Origin of the sequence: Haloferula rosea (assembly GCF_016595525.1) — a bacterium.
Classification (GTDB): domain Bacteria; phylum Verrucomicrobiota; class Verrucomicrobiia; order Verrucomicrobiales; family Akkermansiaceae; genus Haloferula; species Haloferula rosea.
The window spans coordinates 76,483-95,246 of record NZ_JAENII010000003.1 but is presented as its reverse complement, the minus strand read 5'-3'; the positions used below and the strand labels follow the sequence as shown (position 1 = coordinate 95,246).

16 protein-coding genes are annotated in these 18,764 nt (G+C 60.5%); all 16 read left to right on the top strand.

Going from position 1 to position 18,764, the window contains the following annotated elements:
* Window positions 1-66 precede the first annotated feature (66 nt).
* The 16 genes from JIN81_RS04800 (at window position 67) to JIN81_RS04725 (ending at window position 18,654) form a co-directional block, all read left to right on the top strand.
* Complete coding sequence (locus tag JIN81_RS04800; protein WP_234044495.1) at window positions 67-378, top strand: hypothetical protein; 312 nt, start codon at window positions 67-69, stop codon at window positions 376-378.
* Entirely contained in the window at window positions 375-1,274 is a 900-nt protein-coding gene (locus JIN81_RS04795; RefSeq protein WP_200277167.1) for a hypothetical protein, read from the top strand. The genes JIN81_RS04800 and JIN81_RS04795 overlap by 4 nt, the downstream gene beginning before the upstream one ends.
* 34 nt (window positions 1,275-1,308) lie before the next feature.
* Window positions 1,309-2,817 (top strand): DcaP family trimeric outer membrane transporter, encoded by a 1,509-nt coding sequence (locus JIN81_RS04790; protein WP_234044494.1) that lies wholly within the window; start codon window positions 1,309-1,311, stop codon window positions 2,815-2,817.
* Window positions 2,818-2,931: 114 nt separating this feature from the next.
* Window positions 2,932-4,326, top strand: coding sequence for a metal-dependent hydrolase family protein (locus JIN81_RS04785; protein ID WP_200277161.1), 1,395 nt, complete (start codon window positions 2,932-2,934; stop codon window positions 4,324-4,326).
* Window positions 4,326-5,876 (top strand): HoxN/HupN/NixA family nickel/cobalt transporter, encoded by a 1,551-nt coding sequence (locus JIN81_RS04780; protein WP_200277158.1) that lies wholly within the window; start codon window positions 4,326-4,328, stop codon window positions 5,874-5,876. Before JIN81_RS04785 ends, JIN81_RS04780 begins: the two co-directional genes overlap by 1 nt.
* 119 nt (window positions 5,877-5,995) lie before the next feature.
* Complete coding sequence (locus tag JIN81_RS04775) at window positions 5,996-6,361, top strand: hypothetical protein (protein ID WP_200277155.1); 366 nt, start codon at window positions 5,996-5,998, stop codon at window positions 6,359-6,361.
* A 178-nt stretch (window positions 6,362-6,539) separates the two neighbouring features.
* Entirely contained in the window at window positions 6,540-7,262 is a 723-nt protein-coding gene (locus JIN81_RS04770; RefSeq protein WP_200277152.1) for a cytochrome c3 family protein, read from the top strand.
* A 20-nt stretch (window positions 7,263-7,282) separates the two neighbouring features.
* Entirely contained in the window at window positions 7,283-10,624 is a 3,342-nt protein-coding gene (locus tag JIN81_RS04765) for a TAT-variant-translocated molybdopterin oxidoreductase (protein ID WP_200277149.1), read from the top strand.
* A 39-nt stretch (window positions 10,625-10,663) separates the two neighbouring features.
* Entirely contained in the window at window positions 10,664-12,148 is a 1,485-nt protein-coding gene (gene nrfD / locus JIN81_RS04760; protein WP_200277132.1) for an NrfD/PsrC family molybdoenzyme membrane anchor subunit, read from the top strand.
* Between the two features lie 29 nt (window positions 12,149-12,177).
* Window positions 12,178-12,732, top strand: coding sequence for a DUF3341 domain-containing protein (locus JIN81_RS04755; RefSeq protein ID WP_200277130.1), 555 nt, complete (start codon window positions 12,178-12,180; stop codon window positions 12,730-12,732).
* Window positions 12,733-12,756: 24 nt separating this feature from the next.
* Window positions 12,757-13,446, top strand: a complete 690-nt coding sequence (locus JIN81_RS19415) for a c-type cytochrome (protein ID WP_200277128.1) — start codon at window positions 12,757-12,759, stop codon at window positions 13,444-13,446.
* A gap of 15 nt (window positions 13,447-13,461) precedes the next feature.
* On the top strand, window positions 13,462-14,799 hold the full coding sequence (locus JIN81_RS04745) for a hypothetical protein (RefSeq protein ID WP_200277126.1): 1,338 nt from the start codon (window positions 13,462-13,464) through the stop codon (window positions 14,797-14,799).
* A 44-nt stretch (window positions 14,800-14,843) separates the two neighbouring features.
* A complete protein-coding gene (locus JIN81_RS04740; protein WP_200277124.1) occupies window positions 14,844-15,650 on the top strand; it encodes a c-type cytochrome in 807 nt (268 codons plus the stop codon).
* Window positions 15,651-15,662: 12 nt separating this feature from the next.
* Window positions 15,663-17,147, top strand: a complete 1,485-nt coding sequence (locus tag JIN81_RS04735) for a cbb3-type cytochrome c oxidase subunit I (RefSeq protein WP_200277122.1) — start codon at window positions 15,663-15,665, stop codon at window positions 17,145-17,147.
* Between the two features lie 27 nt (window positions 17,148-17,174).
* The gene (locus JIN81_RS04730) at window positions 17,175-17,879 is read left to right on the top strand and encodes a cytochrome c family protein (protein ID WP_200277120.1); all 705 of its coding nucleotides are present in this window, start codon (window positions 17,175-17,177) and stop codon (window positions 17,877-17,879) included.
* A 13-nt stretch (window positions 17,880-17,892) separates the two neighbouring features.
* Window positions 17,893-18,654 carry a c-type cytochrome gene (locus JIN81_RS04725; protein ID WP_200277118.1) on the top strand — a complete coding sequence of 254 codons (762 nt, stop codon included), beginning with the start codon at window positions 17,893-17,895 and terminating at the stop codon, window positions 18,652-18,654.
* Window positions 18,655-18,764: the final 110 nt, after the last annotated feature.

The following is an 18,764-nucleotide window of genomic DNA, read 5'->3' as shown; positions in this document are numbered from 1 at the left end:
CTGCACCCTCATTTGCACCATTTCGGGCCATGCGCCTCGGTGAGGTTTCCGGTATTTCTAGACCCGATGATCGGAAGCAGCCACTCACTGAACATGTCGGTCCCGGCCATCTACCGGATCACGGTTCAGGGCAAACTTGACGAGAAACTCGTCAGGCATCTCGATGGACTGAACCTCAGCGAGATCACCGCCAACGGTGAAACTCCGGTCGGTGTGTTGGTGGGACGCCTCATCGATCAGGCCGCGCTCAGCGGCCTCCTCAATTCCCTCTACGACCTCCAGCTTCCGATCATCTCGGTCGAGTGCATCAATGTCGAAGCGGCGGATGCGGAATCACATTCAGTCCCCTCGAAAAACGCGGAATTAGCACCATCATGAAATTGCCATATCACCCCATTTTCACACTCGCTATCGGCCTGGGTCTCTCAACCGGATCGTGGGCGCAAAATGCGGCTTATCCGCTCGTCAATGAGCCAGCTCCAGAGAAGACCGCCGATGAGATCGCCCGCGAACTCGCCAATCCCAACAACTCTCTGGCCAGTCTGACCTTCAAGAACCAGTATCGTTTCTACGATGGGACCATCCCGGGCTCGGCGAGCCAGGACAATTTCACGCTCTTGTTCCAACCGGTCTTTCCCTTTTCGCTCGAACCAACCTCATCGGGTGGTAAGGCGAACCTTTTCGTCAGGCCGGCTTTTCCGTTACTGTTCGAGCAGCCGGTTTTTGATCCCGCGACGACGAGTTGGGAAGGCGTCACCGCTCTGGGAGACATCGGGTTCGACATCGGATACGGAGTGACCGAGTCCAACGGCTTCCTATGGGCTGTCGGGATGGTCGGCACCCTGCCTTCCGCAACCGACAGCCGCATCGCCGGAGGTCAGGTGCGACTTGGGCCTGAGTTGCTGTTGGCGAAGTTCGAAGATTGGGGCGTTTACGGCATCTTCCCCAGTCACCAGTGGAACGTGGCCGGTTGGCGCGACGGGGAATTTAACACGTCGCAGATGCAGGTCTTTTTGAACTTCCTCCCGGGCGGCGGGTGGACGGTGGGAACCACACCCATCATGAATTACAACTGGAAGAGCAATGAGTGGACCATCCCCTTGAATTTGACCGTGGGTAAGACCGTCATGTTCGGCAAAACTCCGGTCAAGCTCCAAGCTGAGATCAATTACTATATCGAGCGTCCCGAGAATTTCGGTTCGGACTGGATGATCGGGTTCAACGTCACTCCGGTCGTCAACAACTTCGTTGAAAAGTGGATCCGCGGAAACTAGACACACGAGGAACCGCTTTCTCCAGCTCATCGACATGTCCACGAACCATCGGATTCTGATCCCATGCATAATGCTTTCGGTAAGTATTGGGGCTCTGGCGGAGGACACCGACGTTGAGGCACTCCGTCAGGAGATCGCCCGCCAGCGCAAGCAGCTCGAGGAACAGGAAAACCGTCTCCAGCAGCAGGCTCAGCAGTTGGAGCGACTTGAGACCCTCGTCGATTCTCTGGCGACCACGCCACCCGCTGCGCTTGAGACCACTCCGAGACCAACCCGGAACACCCAGCCCCCTCCGCCCGCATACGGTGGCCCGAAGGCCGGCATGGCGGTGGCTCCAACCCCGAAGATCGAGCACACGCCAACCACTCTGCCTGAGGCGGACGATGAGGATATCCTCGATGTCCAGCCCATCGCCGGTCTTGGACGTGGCGAGGAGTTCACCGACGGAGACTTCCTCAAGTCCGTGCCGCTCTTCGGCTCCGACTGGCGCTTTTCCTTCGGCGGCTACGCCAAGGTCGACCTGATCCATGATTTCTCCGGCAGCGGCGACCCGAGCCAGTTCCTGATTTCGCAGATCCCGGTCAGTGGCACGCCCCAGCCGGGCAGCTACAGCGAGTTCCAGATGCGCGAGACCCGCTTCAACTTCGAGGTCCGCAACACCTCGCCGGGCCAACCGGAAAGCAAGTTCTTCACCGAGTTCGACTTTTTCGGTGGTTCCAACGATTCCAACCCACGCCTTCGCCACGCCTACTTCCAATACGGGAATCTGCTCGTCGGCCAGACTTGGACCACCCTCACGGAGCTACGGCAGTTGCCTCTGTTCCTCGACTTCGCCGCCGGTGACTCGCTCTTCGGCGGGCGGACGGTCCAGGTGCGCTGGGAGCAGGAAATCGACAGCAACTTCGACTGGGCGGTCGCGCTGGAGGACTTCGATGACACCGGCATCTCCAATCCCTCCGGGCTCACTGGCACCTCCCGTTCGAACTTCCCCGTGCTCGCCGGGCGCATCGGTTACAACTGGGACCACGGACTGATCATGCTCGGCGGCTCGGTCGGTGAAAACCGCTGGGACGGGATCGGAGCGACGGGCGATGACAGGGAACTGCGCTGGAACATCGCTACCGGCAGCCGGATTTACCTGAGCGATGACAACACCCACTATCTCGGCTTCGGTGGATCCTACGGCGAGGGAGCGCCTCGCCAGATCCTCACATTCGGCAATGCCGGCACCCCAAACGCCGTCCTTGATCCGACCGGAGACGTGGTGAACGTCACCTCCTGGAACGCCAATATCGGTCTGCACCTCGAGTGGACCGAGAAGTTCTCCAGCAACTTCGGATTCGCCTATGCACGCCTGGGTTCCACCGGGTTGCTCCCGCCCACCAGCATCCAAAATGGCTGGGCTTTCAACGGCAATGTCATCTACGATTTCAACGACCAGATCCGTGTCGGTATCGAACTCATTCTGGGCGAACAGGAACTCGTCAACGGCCGCAGCGGCACCGCTCAGAGGGTCCAGACCGGCATCTTCTACTACTTCTGATTCTCCCCAACCCTACGCAAGATTTCGGAGAAAAACATCTCGGGAAACTGGCGAATTTCCAGCAGCAGACATCCATCAGACCAGCACCTGATGACGAAACCGAAAGGACCAACCATGAAAAATACAACCAAAGCAATTCTGTCGGGCATGAGCCTCGCAGTGGTGGCCTCAAGCGGCCACGCCCACGAGCCCATCGCTCTCGCGCCCGGCGGAGAAATCGTTCACGGTCATGATCATGGACCTGCGGTCCGTTATGAAAATGTCGTCATCCGCGGCGCCAAGATCTTCAATGGCCATGAGCCTGATCTGATCACGGCGGACGTGCTGATCTCAGGCCAGCTAATCAAGAAGATCGCCCCCGATCTGAAAGCACCCCACGGGAGCTTCGAGATCGAGGCCAAGGGCCACACCCTGATGCCCGGGCTGATCGACGCCCACTGGCACGGCGTCTATGCGACGGCCACGATCCCCGAACTCATGACGACCAACGAGGGCTACTGGAACCTGCTCACGTCGGTCGCGCAGCGCGACGCGCTCTACCGCGGATTCACAACCGTCCGCGATGCGGCCGGGCCCATGTTCGACATCGCCCGTGCCACGAACAACGGTTTGATCCCTGGTCCGAGGGTGTTCCCATCGGGGCCTGCGATTTCGCAGACCTCGGGTCACATGGATTTCCGCATGACCCGGGACCTTCCCACTCCGACCGGCCACCTCCATTCGTTCGAGAGGGAGAACATGTTCTACATTGCGGACGGCCTGCCCGAAGTCATCAAACGCACCCGCGAGAACCTGATGCAGGGCGCCACGCAGATCAAACTGATGGCGGGTGGCGGTGTAACGTCCGCCTACGACCCCATTCACACCAAGCAGTTCACTCTGGATGAGTTGAAGGCAGCGGTCGAAGTGGCCGAGAACTGGGGAACCTACGTCCACACCCACGCGATCAACGACGAAGCGGTCAACCACTCGATCGATGCCGGTGTCGCCTGCGTCGAGCACGGCCACATGGCCACGCTGGAAACGCTCAAGCGGATGAAAAAGGAGGGCACCTGGCTCAGCATGCAGCCCTTCCTCGACGACGAGGATGCGCCCGCGCTGAACGAGTTCCAGAAGGAGAAATACGATTTCGTCACCAACGGCACGGACTTCGTCTACAAGCACGCGAAGGAGCTGGGAGTGAAGATCGCCTTCGGCACCGACACGCTCTTCAGTGCCGACCTGGCCAAGCGTCAGGGTGCCCAGCTGGCGAAGTTGCAGAAATGGTTCACGCCCTTCGAGGCCTTGAAGATGGCGACCTACGACAACGCCGAGCTGCTGAAGCTTTCGGGCAAGCTGACGCCCTATCCTCTGGGGCCTATTGGGGTGATCGAAGAAGGCGCCTATGCCGACATCATCCTCGTCGATGGCAATCCGCTCGAGAACCTCGACCTCGTCGGTGATCCCGAGAAGAACTTCGACCTGATCATGAAGGACGGGGTGATCTACAAGAACGCCGTAAAGGACTGATGCCGACGGTAATCGGGCTGCTCCTCCTTGCGGGCTTCGCCGTCTTCTCATCCGCGGTCACAGCGGAAGGTGCGCGCGAGATCCGATGGGAGGACTTGCTTCCGAGTGATCCGGTCAAGTTCGACGACCCCTTCGCCGAACTGACCGAGTCGCAGCTTCATGAACTTGGCTTGATCGCCCGTTACCGGATGCTCCGGGAGCGTGACGCGATCGATGCTGATGGGGAGAGTGCAAAGCAGGAGAAGAGACTCGTCGCCGAGTTCGAGGCCGAGGGGATCGACGTCGATTGGATCCTTTCCCAACGGGAACGAGTCGCCCAAGACCGGAAACGGCGCGCCGAGCAGGTCGATGCCGGCATCGACGGCAGCGAGGTCCGCATCCCCGGTTACGTGCTGCCGCTGCAAAGTGGGAACAAGGGGATCGTCGAGTTCCTGCTCGTTCCCTGGGTCGGTGCCTGCATCCACACCCCACCTCCGCCGCCGAACCAAATGGTGCATGTCACCGTTCCGGAGGGGATTGAAGATCAGGGACCCTTCGCTCCGATGTGGATCGAAGGAAAAATCGAGCTCAAGCCTGCCGAATACAACCTGTTCCTCGTCGATGGCAGTGCGGTCGTGAAGGTCGCCTACACCATGACGACCGATCGGATCTCACCGTACTCGGCATCCGATTCGGACACGCTCGCCCAGGTCGAGGTGCCTGCGGAGGCGATGAAGGGGCACGGCTTCTGGCAATCCTGGCAAACCCGGGTCTCGCTGATGTTCACCAAGACCATGAGCTCGATCCGGGACCGCGAGTCGTCCGGGCCACTGTGGACCGGCCTGCTGGTGGCCTTCCTCTACGGCCTCGTCCACACCCTCGGCCCCGGCCACGGCAAGGCGGTCGTGATTTCCTACTTCGTTGGCGAGGGCGGCAACCTGGGTCGAGGCGTCGCCATGGGCACCAAGATCGCCGTTTTCCACGTCCTTTCCGCGATCATCGTCGTCTGGGTGATGGACTTCGCTGTGCGTCAAACGACAGGAGCCGCGCCTTCCAATTACCGCGCCGTGAAGCTTGTCAGCTACGCGTTCATCGCACTCATCGGCGGCTGGATGCTGTGGAAGGCCGTGCGGGCCGGGAGCCGGGTTCACTCGCATGCAGACCATGGTCATCATCACTCGTGCGCAGCGTGTGAAGCCGCTGAGAAACCATCGAAGGGAATGAGCGGCTGGCTTGCGCTCGCCGTCGGAAGTGTGCCCTGTACCGGTGCTCTGCTCGTCCTGCTGTTCGGCATGGCCAATGATCTGCTCGGTCCGGCGATCCTTCTGGTCGTCGCGATTTCTGCAGGGATGGCCGTCGCCATGTCGGGAATCGGCATCCTCGCCATCCTCGGTAGACATGCGATCGATCGGAAGCTGGACGGGGAAGGGGAGGCTCGTTTTGCTCTTCGGGCTCGAATCGTCGGTGCGGCGCTTGTTCTCGCGATTGGTCTGGGGCTGTTCTCGCTGACCTATTTCGATGGGATCCCGCAGGGCACGGTGAGCCTGGTGAGCCTGCACCGTGAGGGATAGGTCTTCGGGTGGTGGCAGGAAGCGCGGAGCTCAGAGGGTCGGGCAAGGTTTCCGAGGAGAGCTTCTTGTTTCCCGCTTGGCGGGTGGACCGCATGCGATAGCATTCCCTTGTGCCAACCATGGATCCTGTGCTGTTACCCACGACTCTCTGGGTGCTTCTTTCAGTCGTCGCGGTGTTGCAGCTCCTGCTGCTGATCGGGCAGCTTCGCCAGGGGCGTCGGCTCAAGCGTCTCGAACGCAAGGCATCTACCCGGGCAGGGGAGCCGGAGCTTGGTCCACGAGCCGCGCAGGAAGCGCTCGAGGAGCGGAAAACCGACGTGAAAGAGAAGAAGCAGCTGTTTCAGGAGTTTCTCGAGGAAGACCCTTCGCGGAAGGAGTTGCCGAAGAAGGAACAGTTCGCGGAATTCCGGAAATGGAGGTCCGCGACCGGTCTCAATTGGGTCTCAATAAGCGAAACTGGCCACTCTGCGCGGGAAAACGCGTAGTGCAATGGAAAGAATCTGAAAAAATTCCAGTTGGCCCCTTTTTCCGGTTGTCAGTTGGGGTCTCGTTTGCACACTCGCCCGCCTCTCGGCGGACCTCCTCCAAGAGGGCTGGAAATCGCTTGTGAAATTTTTCACAAGCCCCCAGTTTCCCCCCGCTGAGCATCTTTCGACGACCGTCATGGCCAACATTTTCCCGCGCTGGACCAACTTCCTTCCGTTCAAGATCGCGATCTGCGTCGGAGCCCTCGGGGCAGGCGTGGTGGCGGGCTTTACGTATTACGCAACTCCCAAAACGCTCGCTGTCGGTTACCAGCCCTCGCAGCCGATTCCGTTTTCGCACCGGATCCACGTGGAGCAACTCGGCTTGGACTGCCGCTACTGTCACTCCTTCGTCGATGTTTCGGGTCACTCGAACGTGCCGACCTCGAATACCTGCTGGAACTGCCACCAGCACGTGCAGAAGGACAGCCCGAAGCTTCAGCCGCTGCGCAACCGGATGGATCCGCTTCTCAAGCACCCCGATTTCGGCAAGCCGATCGAGTGGGTCCGCATCCACAAGACGCCGGACTACGTGTATTTCAACCACTCCGCTCACTTGAACCGCGGGATTTCCTGTCAGAGCTGCCACGGCCGCGTCGACCAGATGGAAGTCGTGTATCAGGATCAGAATCTGTCGATGGGCTGGTGTCTCGAGTGTCACCGTGCGCCTGAGGAGCACCTCCGTCCGCTCGAGGAGGTCTACAACCTCGAGTATGACCCTGAAAAGTATCTCGCCAAGGAGGTCAATGGTGTGACCAACGCCGAACGCCTTGGAGTAACGACGACCAAGGATTTGGGCCTCAAGCTCAAAGAAATGTGGCAGGTCACGCCGCGTGAGTCCTGCGCCACCTGCCACCACTGATTTCTTACTTTCGCCGACCCATGAGCAAACGCATCTGGCAACACCCCGACCTCCCCGCCGACGAGAAAACTGTCTCGTGGCGTAGTGTCGGACAGCTCGAAAACACCGCCGATTTCCGCAATTGGCTGGAACGTGAATTTCCCCAGGGAGCCGCTGAGATGGCCGACGAGTCCGAGGCCGAGACCTCGCGTCGTTCGTTCCTCAAGCTGATGGGTGCTTCGACCGCGCTGGCTGGCTTCGGTATGGCCGCCTGCCGTCGCCCGGAAAGCTACATCCTTCCCTACGCGAATGCTCCCGAGTGGGTCATCCCCGGGAAGGCGACCTATTACGCCTCCAGTTTCCCGCGTGCTCACGGAGCGACGCCGCTGGTGGTGACGAGCTTCGAAGGCCGTCCGACCAAGCTGGCTCCGAATACCTCGCATCCCGAGAAGGTCGGCACCGATTCGTTTGCTCAGGCCTCCGTGCTCGATCTTTACTCGCCGTCGCGCTCGCGCCGCGTGCTGAAGGGTGGCAAGCCCTCGGGCCGTGCCGAGTTCGAGAAGGCATTCGCCGCGCTGGCCGCCGACAAGAGCGCCAAGATCGGCTTCGTGTTTGGTCGCGATGACTCACCGTCGCGTGCGCGCCTGGTGAAGGAATTGGGTTCCACCTTCACGAACGCCAAGTTCTACGCCTACGAAGCCCTCGAAGGAGAAGCTCACAAGGCAGTGGGTGACGGGCAGCGTCTGGTGGCCGATTTCGCCAAGGCCGACCGCATTCTTTCCCTCGACTGTGACTTCGCCGGACTCGACCCGGTCGGTCCGATCACTCCGTTCTTCGATCGCCGCAAGCCGGAAGGGAAGGACTACAAGAACAAGCCGAGCGCCGATGGCATGAATCGCCTGTATCAGGTGGAAAGCAATTTCTCGCTGACCGGCGGCATGGCGGATCACCGCCTGCGCGTGAAGCCCAGCGAACTGGTAGCCGTCGCTCAGGAAGTGCTCAAGGCGGTCGAGGGCAAGCCGGCTCAGGGACGTTCTGCCGCATGGATCGATGCCATGGCCAAGGATCTCAAGGCCAGCGGCGAGAAGGCCATCGTGGTGGCGGGTTCGCGTGCTCCGGAAGCAGTGCATCACCTCGCTGCGGCGATCAATGCCAAGCTTGGTTCCGTGGGCGCCGCCAAGGCACTTCAGGTGGTCAAGACCGACGCCCAAGGCCTCGGTGACATCGTCCAACTGCAGAAGGATCTCGGTGGAGTCGTCGAGCACGTGCTCTTCTTCACCCCGTCCAACCCCGTTTACGACGCTCCCGCCGACCTCAAGTTCGGTGAAGCACTCGCCAAGGCGAAGACCAGCATCCACTTCGGTCTGCGCACCGACGCCACGGCGCACGCCTCGACCTGGCACGTGCCCGCGGCCCACTACCTTGAGAGTTGGTCGGATGCGCGCACCTCGACGGGGGTCTACACCATCGTGCAGCCGATGATCCTGCCACTCTACGACGAGTGCGCCAGCGAGCTTGAAGTGCTGAGTGCTCTGCTTTCCGATGATGGCAAGCTGCTCACCGGCGAAGGTGAGGAAGAAGCGGCATCCCCCGCCTACACCGAAGTTCGCAAGACCTTCTCAGATCTTGCGGGTGACAAGGAAGAGGCATGGAAAACCCTTCTCCGCGAAGGTTTCCTCGCCGATTCGAAGTACGAAGCAGGCACTCCGAATCTCGACGCTGCCGCCCTGACCAAGGCGCAGAAGGCACAGCCTGAAAGCGACAAGATCGAAGTGATCTTCGCCACCGACGGCTCGATCTACGACGGTCGCTGGATCGACAATGGCTGGCTTCAGGAAGCTCCGGATCCGACCTCGAAAATCTCTTGGGACAACGTGGCCCTCATCGCACCGAAAACCGCCAAGGAACTCGGGCTTTACGAGGAAGTCGTGCCCCTTGAAACCCCGACTTCCGCCGTCCCGCCCGATGGGGAAGGGGAGCACCGCACCGGCAAGCTCATCAGCCTGAGTGTGAACGGCACCACCATCGAAGTGCCGGTCCAGATCGGTTTCGGTCAGGCCGAGAACACGGTGATCGTTTCCCTTGGCTACGGTCAGGGGTTCAATGCCGATGACGAACTCGGCCGCAGCACCGCGAACGAAGCCCACGTCGGCCAGGTCGGCGTGAATACCGGCTTCGATGCCTATCCGCTGCGCAGCATGGGCAATCCATATTTCGCCGCGCTTGACGCCGCTCCGGCCAAGACCGGCAAGGCCTACACGCTTGCTGCGGTCCAGGAGCACCACTCGATGTATGGCCGTGCCCTCGCCCGTGAGGTGTCGACGATGGCCGACAAGAAGAAGGGTGATTTCGAGAAGCAGCTCTCCAAGGTGAAGAAGCACGGGATGGACTCCCATGCCCCTCCAAACGTGTCGCTCTACAAGTCCGAGGACCGCGAGGGCAACTCACTCCTCAGCGACAAGCTCCACCAGTGGGGCATGTCCATCGACCTGACCTCCTGCATGGGCTGCAACGCCTGCCTGGTCGCCTGTCAGTCGGAAAACAACATCCCGATCGTCGGCAAGGAGCAGCTTGCGAAGGGGCGTGAGATGCACTGGATCCGCATGGATCGCTACTTTGCCTCGCAGCAACTCACCGACGACCACGGTCATGGTGTGGTCGATGAGAACGACAAGCCGGTGTTCGACGAAGAGAACATGGAGATGATTCCGCAGCCGGTCGCCTGTGTGCAGTGCGAATCCGCTCCCTGTGAAACGGTCTGCCCGGTCAACGCCACGGTCCACACCGAGGACGGCCTCAACGCCATGGCCTACAACCGCTGCATCGGCACCCGCTATTGCGCGAACAACTGCCCGTACAAGGCGCGTCGCTTCAACTTCTTCGACTACAACAAGCGCAACCCGCTGGTCGCCCACAACCTCTACCGTGGCCCGCTCGGCGAGAAGACCGTCGGCACTTCCGCCCACCTCCAACGCAACCCGAACGTGTCCGTCCGGATGCGGGGTGTGATGGAAAAGTGCACCTACTGCGTGCAACGCCTCAAGGACTCGACGATCCGCCAGAAGCGTGGACAAAAGCAGGCGGCTCTTGCCACCGGTGACTCGACCGCGACTGAAATCGGCGTCAACACGCTGCGCATCCCGGTGGACTCCGTGAAGGTGGCCTGCCAGGAAGCCTGCCCGGCGGATGCGATCTCCTTCGGCAACCTCCTCGACGAGGACAAGAGCCGCATGGTGCGCTCGAAAGGCATCGAGCGGAACTACGACCTCCTTCAATACATCGGAACCCGACCACGGACGAGTTACCTCGCACGGGTCAAGAATCCGAATGCCGACATGCCGGGTGCCGAACTGATCGGCAAAGCCACGATCAACATGCACTGATCGAAGTTCGTCCTCATCCGATCCCCAACTTTCTGAAAGATGGCCACTGCCACCGAAACCAAAACTGCCCAGCAAGGCCCGAAGCTTCCCGTTCTCAAGCGTGAGAAGCTGATCCTCAACGGTCGCTCCTATCACTGGATCACCGAGCGGATTTGCGGCGTCCTCGAGAACCGCCAGCCATTCCTCTGGTGGTTGCTGTTCCTTCCCAGCGCCCTCATTGCCGCCGTCGGCGTGGGTGGTGGCCTGTTTCACCTCGTCTCGACCGGTGTCGGTGTGTGGGGAAACACGAACCGTGTGATGTGGGGATGGCCGATCGTGAATTTCGTGTTCTGGATCGGTATCGGACACGCTGGAACGCTGATTTCCGCGATTCTCTTCCTGACCCGTCAGAACTGGCGGACCTCGATCAACCGGGCGGCCGAAGCCATGACGATCTTCGCCGTGATGTGCGCGGGCATCTTCCCGGCCTTCCACGTCGGCCGTGTCTGGATGGCCTGGTTCCTCGCTCCGATCCCGAACGCCAACGCGATCTGGCAGAACTTCAAGTCACCGCTTCTTTGGGACGTGTTCGCGGTGTCCACCTACTTCACCGTTTCCCTCATCTTCTGGTACCTCGGCATGGTGCCTGACCTCGCGACCATCCGCGATCGCTGCAAGCCCGGCCTGCGCAAGTTCCTCTACGGACTGTTCTCGCTCGGTTGGCGTGGCGGCAACCGCCAGTGGAGCCACTACGAGATGGCCTACCTCCTTCTGGCCGCCCTTTCCACACCACTGGTGCTCTCCGTGCACTCGGTCGTGTCCTTCGACTTCGCCACCTCGGTCGTGCCGGGTTGGCACACCACCATCTTCCCGCCCTACTTTGTGGCGGGCGCCATCTTCGGTGGCTTTGCGATGGTGCTGACCATCATGATTCCGGCCCGCTTCATCTACGGTCTTCAGGACCTGATCACGATGAAGCACATCGACAACATGGCGAAGATCATCCTGCTGACCGGCACGATCGTCGGTTACGCCTACCTGATGGAGCTCTTCGTGGCCTTCTACTCGGGAGCCAAGTTCGAGATGGAAGCCTTCAAATACCGGATTTCCGGTCCGTTCAACTGGGCCTACTTCTGGATGATGGGTCTGAACGTCCTCTCGCCGCAGATCTTCTGGTTCCGCTGGTGCCGTGAGAACCTGTGGGTCGTGATGGCCGTGGCGATGTGTGTGAACTGCGGCATGTGGTTCGAGCGCTTCGTGATCATCGTCACCACCTTGTCCCGCATGTGGCTGCCGGGTGATTGGAAATACTACTCCCCGAGTGGTCAGGACCAACTCCTCTTCGTCGGCACGATCGGGATGTTCCTCACGCTCTTCCTCCTCTTCCTCCGTTTCCTTCCCTGCATCAACATTGCGGAAGTGAAGTGGACCCTGCCCGAGTCTGATCCGCATCATGATGATCACGAGGATCATCCGGACGAAGGGACCGAACCCATCGCAGCCTATCAGCAGGAGCTGTCCGGCAACGAGACGGCCAAGGCCTGAAACACGCGAATTCCGAACGACTTTTCACAGTGAGCACCACACGCAAACGAGTTTACGGCTACCTCGCCGAGTTCAAGAGCGCCTCTGCCCTCTACAAGGCGGCCGAGAAAGTGCGCGATGCCGGTTTCCGCAAGTGGGACTGCCATTCGCCCTATCCCATCCACGGGCTTGACGGCGCCATGGGCATGAAGCGTTCCATCCTTCCATGGCTGGTGTTTTTCGGCGGTGCCACCGGCACCCTGACCGCCTTCCTTCTGGCTTACTCGACCCAGGTCCTGATCTACCCGACCGTCGTCCAGGCCAAGCCGGTGAACATCTTCACCATCCCGGCCTTCTTCCCGGTGATGTTCGAGCTGACCATCCTGTTCTCCGGTTTCACCGTGCTCTTCGGCCTGCTGGCCCTCATGAAGCTGCCACGCCTGAACCACCCGCTGTTCGCCAGCAAGCAGTTCCACCGCACCACCGACGACGCGTTCTTCATCGCGATCGAAGCGCGTGACCCGAAATTCAGCCCCGACGCCACCAAGTCGCTCCTCGAGGAGATCGGTGGCTCGAACATCGAGCTCGTTGAAGAAGAAGGCTGACCCAATCCCATTTCCTTTCATCCCGTGAAATACTTCTTCCTCGCCTACGCGATCATCGCAGCCCTCGTCATCGGCCTCCTTCCGATGCGCGGGGACAAGACGGCCAAGACTCCGATCCGCCTGTTCCCCGACATGGATGACCAGGACAAGGTCATGCATCAGGTGCCCAGTGACTTCTTCGCCGATGGCGTGGGGTCGCGCGAGCCTGTCGACGGCACCCAACCCGTCGGTTTCCTTGCCGATGGAGACAACAAGCTCGGCGGCATCCATGAATACGAATTCGGCGGTGAGACCGGATACTACTACACCGGTGGTATCGAGGGATACTTCTCGAACGGCATGCCCGGGGAGCTTGAGCTGAACGAAGAGAACGTCGAAGCCTTCCTCCGCCGCGGCGAAGAAGTTTACGACATCAACTGCATGCCATGCCACGGAGCGTCCGGGGACGGCCTCGGCATCACCACGAGCTTCGGTGTCCCCGGTGTCGCCAATCTGACCCTCGATAACTTCGGCCAGGCCGCCTACCCGGATGGTCGTCTCTACGACGTCATCGCCAACGGCAAGGGCAACATGGGTGGCTACAAGCACAACATCTCCGTCCGCGATCGCTGGGCCGTGGTCGCCTATGTCCGCGCCCTCCAGATCGCCCGCAAGGCGCCGCTCGCCGACCCGAAGGTCAAGGCCGCCTACGAAGCCTCCCAAGCCGCCAACTAACTTTCCCTTTTCACCATGGCATCCCACATTGTCACCTCCGCTGACGTCGCCCCCGATGGGGAGCGTCTGAAGAGCGCCAAAGTCGATAAGATCAAGATGATCGCCGGCGGCGTGTCGCTGCTGCTTTCCATCGTCAGCGCGATCCTGCTGTTTGGTCCCAAGGAAACCTGGACGGCCAACTACGCCTATTCCTGGGTCTTCGCCCTGTTCTTCTTCTTCACCCTTGCGGTGGGTGGATGCTTCTGGACGCTGCTTCACAACGTCTCCAACTCGGGGTGGGGGACATCCGTCCGCCGCGTGTTCGAGAACCTCGGCGCCGTGTATCCCTGGATGTTCATCTTCGCCATCCCGCTTCTGATTCCGAACGTCCAGCAGTATCTCTACGAGTGGATGAACATGCACCGTGGACTCGATACCCACGGGGGTGAGTATTCCGTGAAGGAAGCCCTGCACCACACCGGTGATCCGCACGACCACCTGCTCTACCTGAAGCACTGGTACCTCAACATCCCGTTCTGGTATGGTCGCTTCATCTTCTACTTCATCGGTCTGAGCGCGGTGATCCTCGGCCTGCGCAAGCTGTCGGTCGCCCAGGATACCGATCCGAATCCGGGCACATCCCGCCTGTTCCGTGCCCGCTTCCATTCGACCTACACCTTGATCATCTTCGCGATCACCATCACCTTCGCCGGTTTCGACTGGCTCAAGGGTCTGGACTACACGTGGTTCTCCACCATGTGGGGCGTCTACCTGTTCGCAGGTTCCGCGCTGAACTCGATGGCCGTGATCATCATCACCGTCGCTCTGCTCCAGCGGGCGGGCTACATGAAGAAGGTCGTCACCCCCGAGCACTTCCACATCAAGGGCAAGCTGCTCCTCGCGTTCACCATTTTCTGGGCCTACGTCACCTTCTCCCAGTATTTCCTGATCTGGTATGCGAACATCACGGAGGAAACGAAATACTTCCTCATCCGTAACACCGGTGGCTGGAACATCGGCATGATGGCTCTGGTGGTTTTCCACTTCGTGGTGCCCTTCGTCATCCTCCTGCAGGCCTGGCTGAAGCGGAACCCGAAGACCCTCAGCCTGATGGCGGTCTACACGCTCGTCATGCACATCCTCGATCACTACCTGATCGCCATCCCGGAGCGCTCCATCTCCCTGATGAACATGCTCCCTGACGTCTATGGAGACGTCGAAACCACGATCCCCGGTGCCTTCCTCGGTGATATCCTCGCCTTCATCACGATCGGTTCCGGTTTCGTTTTCTTTTATCTCCGCTCACTCGGTCAGAACAACCTCTACCCGAACCGCGACCCCCGCATCCTCGAGTCCGCCAACGTCTCGAACTGAGCTGACCCTCATTTCCTTCATTCATCCCACGACCACTCAATTTCATGGAGCCAACCCGTGACAATCCACTCATCCGATTCGCCGCCTTCTGGTGGGGGATCGGCGTGATCTCCCTGTTCTTCGTCGTCCTGATCATCGTCCGTCTGGTCGCGGGTGGTGGTGATGGCGAGGATCCGCTCGAGGAAGCAGCCAGACTGAACCGCCTCAAGATCAGCAACGACGTCGAATCCGCTCAAGCCGCCAACCTGGAGTGGAAGAAGGCGGACGATGGTGCCGAAACGGTCCAGGCGAAGCCTTCCGACATCTACGATTTCATCGGTTCCCAATTGCTGGCATCCCAGCCGACCAAGGTGGACGATCCGGCCCAGGTCATTCCGGGTTCGGCGGCTGCCGAAGCTCTGGCGAATGCCCCTTCCGATACCGACTACGGTGCGGTGGATGCGATGACTCCTGAAGCCGGCACGGCTCCCGATCCCGCGGTGATGGAGAAGGGCAAGGCCGGTTACATGATCTGCATGGCCTGTCATGGCATGAATGGCGAAGGCGGCCCTGTCGGTCCACCGCTTGCCAATTCCAACTGGGTGACTGGCCCCGTGTCGAACCTGATCCGGATCCAGATGCGTGGCTTGACCGGTCCCATCACGGTGTCGGGCAAGGAGTACAATTTCCCCGCTCCCATGGCTCCCATGGGTGCCGCGAGCTCCGACGAGGACGTCGCTGCCGTGCTCACCTACGTTCGCAATTCCTTCGGCAACTCGGCCCCTCCCGTCCTTCCCGAGCAGGTGAAGGCGCTGCGTTCCGAAATCGGTAAGCCGATGCTGACCGAAGCCGACCTCCTTCCGGCCCCCTGACCTTTTCTGACCATGTCCGTTCCTGATCCCAACTACGACAAGGATGGTGTGCTGCGCGCGTCGATCGACCGCTCATTGCGCCACCCGGTGATGTTCTTCTTCACCAGTGGTGCCGCCTGGTTGGCGGTGGCCATTCTTCTCGGCATCGTATCGAATGCGAAAGTCACGAGCCCCGACTACCTCGGCGACTGCTCATGGATGACCTACGGTCGTGTCAACGCCGCGCACCAGGCCGCATTGATCTACGGATGGGGCTGCCAGGCAGCCTTCGGCATGATGATCTGGCTGATGGCCCGCCTTTCGCGTCAGACCTGCCGGAATGCCGGCACCATCCTGGTCGCAGGCCACGTTTGGAACTTCGCCCTGTCGCTCGGCATCATCGGCATCTTTGCCGGTGGCGGGACCGGGATGCCATGGATGGAGATGCCTTCCTTCGCGTGGATGCCCATGCTGCTGGCCTACATCGGCATCGCGATCTGGTCGATGGTTCAGTTCAAGGTCCGCCCCGCCGGTCACACCTACATCTCCCAGTGGTATCTGCTCGCCGCGCTGATCTGGTTCCCATGGTTCTTCGGCTCATCGCACTTCCTCGTGCATGGCTTTGGCGGCAGCCCGCTGGGCGCTGCAGGAGTGAACGCCTGGTTCCGCTCCGCCATGCTGCTGCTCTTCTTCGCGCCGGTCGGCATCGCCATGGCCTACTACCTCGTGCCGAAGGTGCTCGGTCGTCCGGTTTACAACTACTCCCTGTCCCTGATCGGATTCTGGACGCTGGCCATCGTCGCGCCATGGGCCGGACTTCAGAAGATGACCGGTGCGCCGATCCCGAACTTCCTTCCTTACCTCGGCGCATTTGCCGCGATCCTGTTCGCCGTGCCCGCCGCCATGGCCGGGATCAACCTGCTGAAGACGGCAGCGACCGATCTGAAGACGGTCAACGAAAGCCCCACGCTTCGTTTCACGGTTTGGGGTCTGATCTTCCTGCTCGTTTTCGGCCTCGCCAGCGTGGTTCTGAACGCCCCCAAGATCATCTCGATCACCCAGTTCACGATTTCCGGCTACGGCTTCGAGGTGCTGGGCATCTACGGCTTCTTCAGCTTCATCGCTTTCGGTGCCATCTACTTCATCGTGCCTCGCATCACGCGTCGTGAGTGGCTTTCCCGCCGTCTCATCAAGATGCACTTCTTCCTGTCCATCTACGGCGTCAGCGTCGTCGTGCTCGTCGCACTATTCGGTGGGCTCATGCAGGGAGTGGGTCAGGAAGACTTCACGCAGCCGTGGTACAATGCTGCCGGCTTCGCCAGCCCCTACGCTTTGGCCACGACCGTGGCCTGGAGTTTCCTCCTGATCTCGAACGTCTTCTTCTTCCTCCACCTCACGCTGATGTGGCTGCGTCTCGGTCGTCGTAGTTCGCACCCGACCCTGCTGGTCGACCCGCATCACGACAACCCGCACGGTCCCGAAGGGGACATCGACAACGCGGGTTCCATGGTTCACTGAAATTTCCACGTCTCCCTTTTTCCTGCCATGACCTTCCGTCAATTTGCCATCGGTCTCACCGCCAGCTTCGGCCTCGCCTGGCTGGCCATGGTGGTCGTTCCGTTCTTCAAGCTCCGTAATCCGTCGCCCGTTTCCTTTGAGGAGGGGATCGATGCCCAAGAGGGGATCTACCACCCGAAGCGGGCCGGTCGTGTCGTGAACGGAGCGAACGTCTATGCCGCCAACGGCTGCTACCAGTGTCACACTCAGGTCGTGCGCCCCACCTATGCCGGCAATGATCTCGGCCGTCCTGACTTCGGTGGACTGAAGGCTGACCCAGAGCGTGGTGACACGCGACGCGAGTCGAATGTCTTCGACTACATCGGCCTTGATTTCGCGCAGATCGGTGTCACTCGTCTCGGACCGGACCTGATGAATGTGGGGCTGCGTATGGAAGCGAATTACGGCGCGGATGCGAAGGGGTATCTCTACAAGCACCTCTACAATCCACGATTGATTCCAGCGCTGACGGATTGGTCGTCCTGCCCCTCGTTCAGCTTCCTTTTCGAGACCCGGAAGATCACCGGTCAGAAGTCCGAGGCGGCCCTCGATGTGCCGACCGAGGATGGCTATGAGGTGGTCCCCGGAGACCAGGCACGCGCCCTGGTTGACTATCTCATGTCCCTCAAGCACGACGACCCGGTGCCGGCGTCGATGAACTACGCCCCTGCCACCAGCAACCAGGAAGGTTAAGCAATCCGTTTCCATGCAAGATTCCTCCAATAAGCCTGATCTCGACGAGTCGCTCAACGTCACCGAGTCGCACGACCGGACCGTTCGCGATGCCGCAGCGGTTCAGCGTGAGAAGCACGTCGACGAAGGGGGTCGCGAGCCGATGTCCCTGTGGGTATTCGGCGCCTGCGCCTTCATTCTTTTGATTGCCGGTCTGGCACTTGGAAGTGCCGGCACCTTGTTCAACTACGACGAGACGGTCCGTCCCGGATACGTCCGTGCCGCGCTCGATGGCGGTGATTCAGCGGGTCCTCCACCTGCCGAGGCCTTGAAGGTCTACATGGCCAAGGGCGAAAAGATTTACGGCAAGTGCATCGGTTGCCACGCTCCGGACGGCAAGGGTGGGGGAGCTTACCCTGCGTTGGCCGGATCCGACTGGGTGGTCGGTGATACCCAGAAGTTCGCGATGATCGTGCTCAACGGTCTCAGCGGCCCAAGCAGCACCGGCAAGAACTGGGGTGTGATGCCTGCCCAAGGCATTGGCATGAGTCCCACGGACCTCGCCGCGGTCATGACCTATGTCCGCAACTCCTTCGGCAATTCCGTGGGCGATGTGGTGACCAGCGAAATGGCTGCAGAAGCGATTGCGATTTCCGAAGCCCGTGCGAATGCAGGGGCACCGACCAGTGCAGACGAACTTTCCGCCGATCACGCCAAGATGCTTCCTGGCGAACCTCTGGACCCGAGCACAATGCTCGACCCCATCACCCTCGAACCTGTCGAAACCGAGGGCTGAAACCCTTCCTACCCGAACCGCTGGTAGGGGAATGTGACATTTCATGGGGAATTAGCCAATACGACTCCGCATTTTTTGCTTTCCAAACCGCCTATCCTGCGTTCACTCCC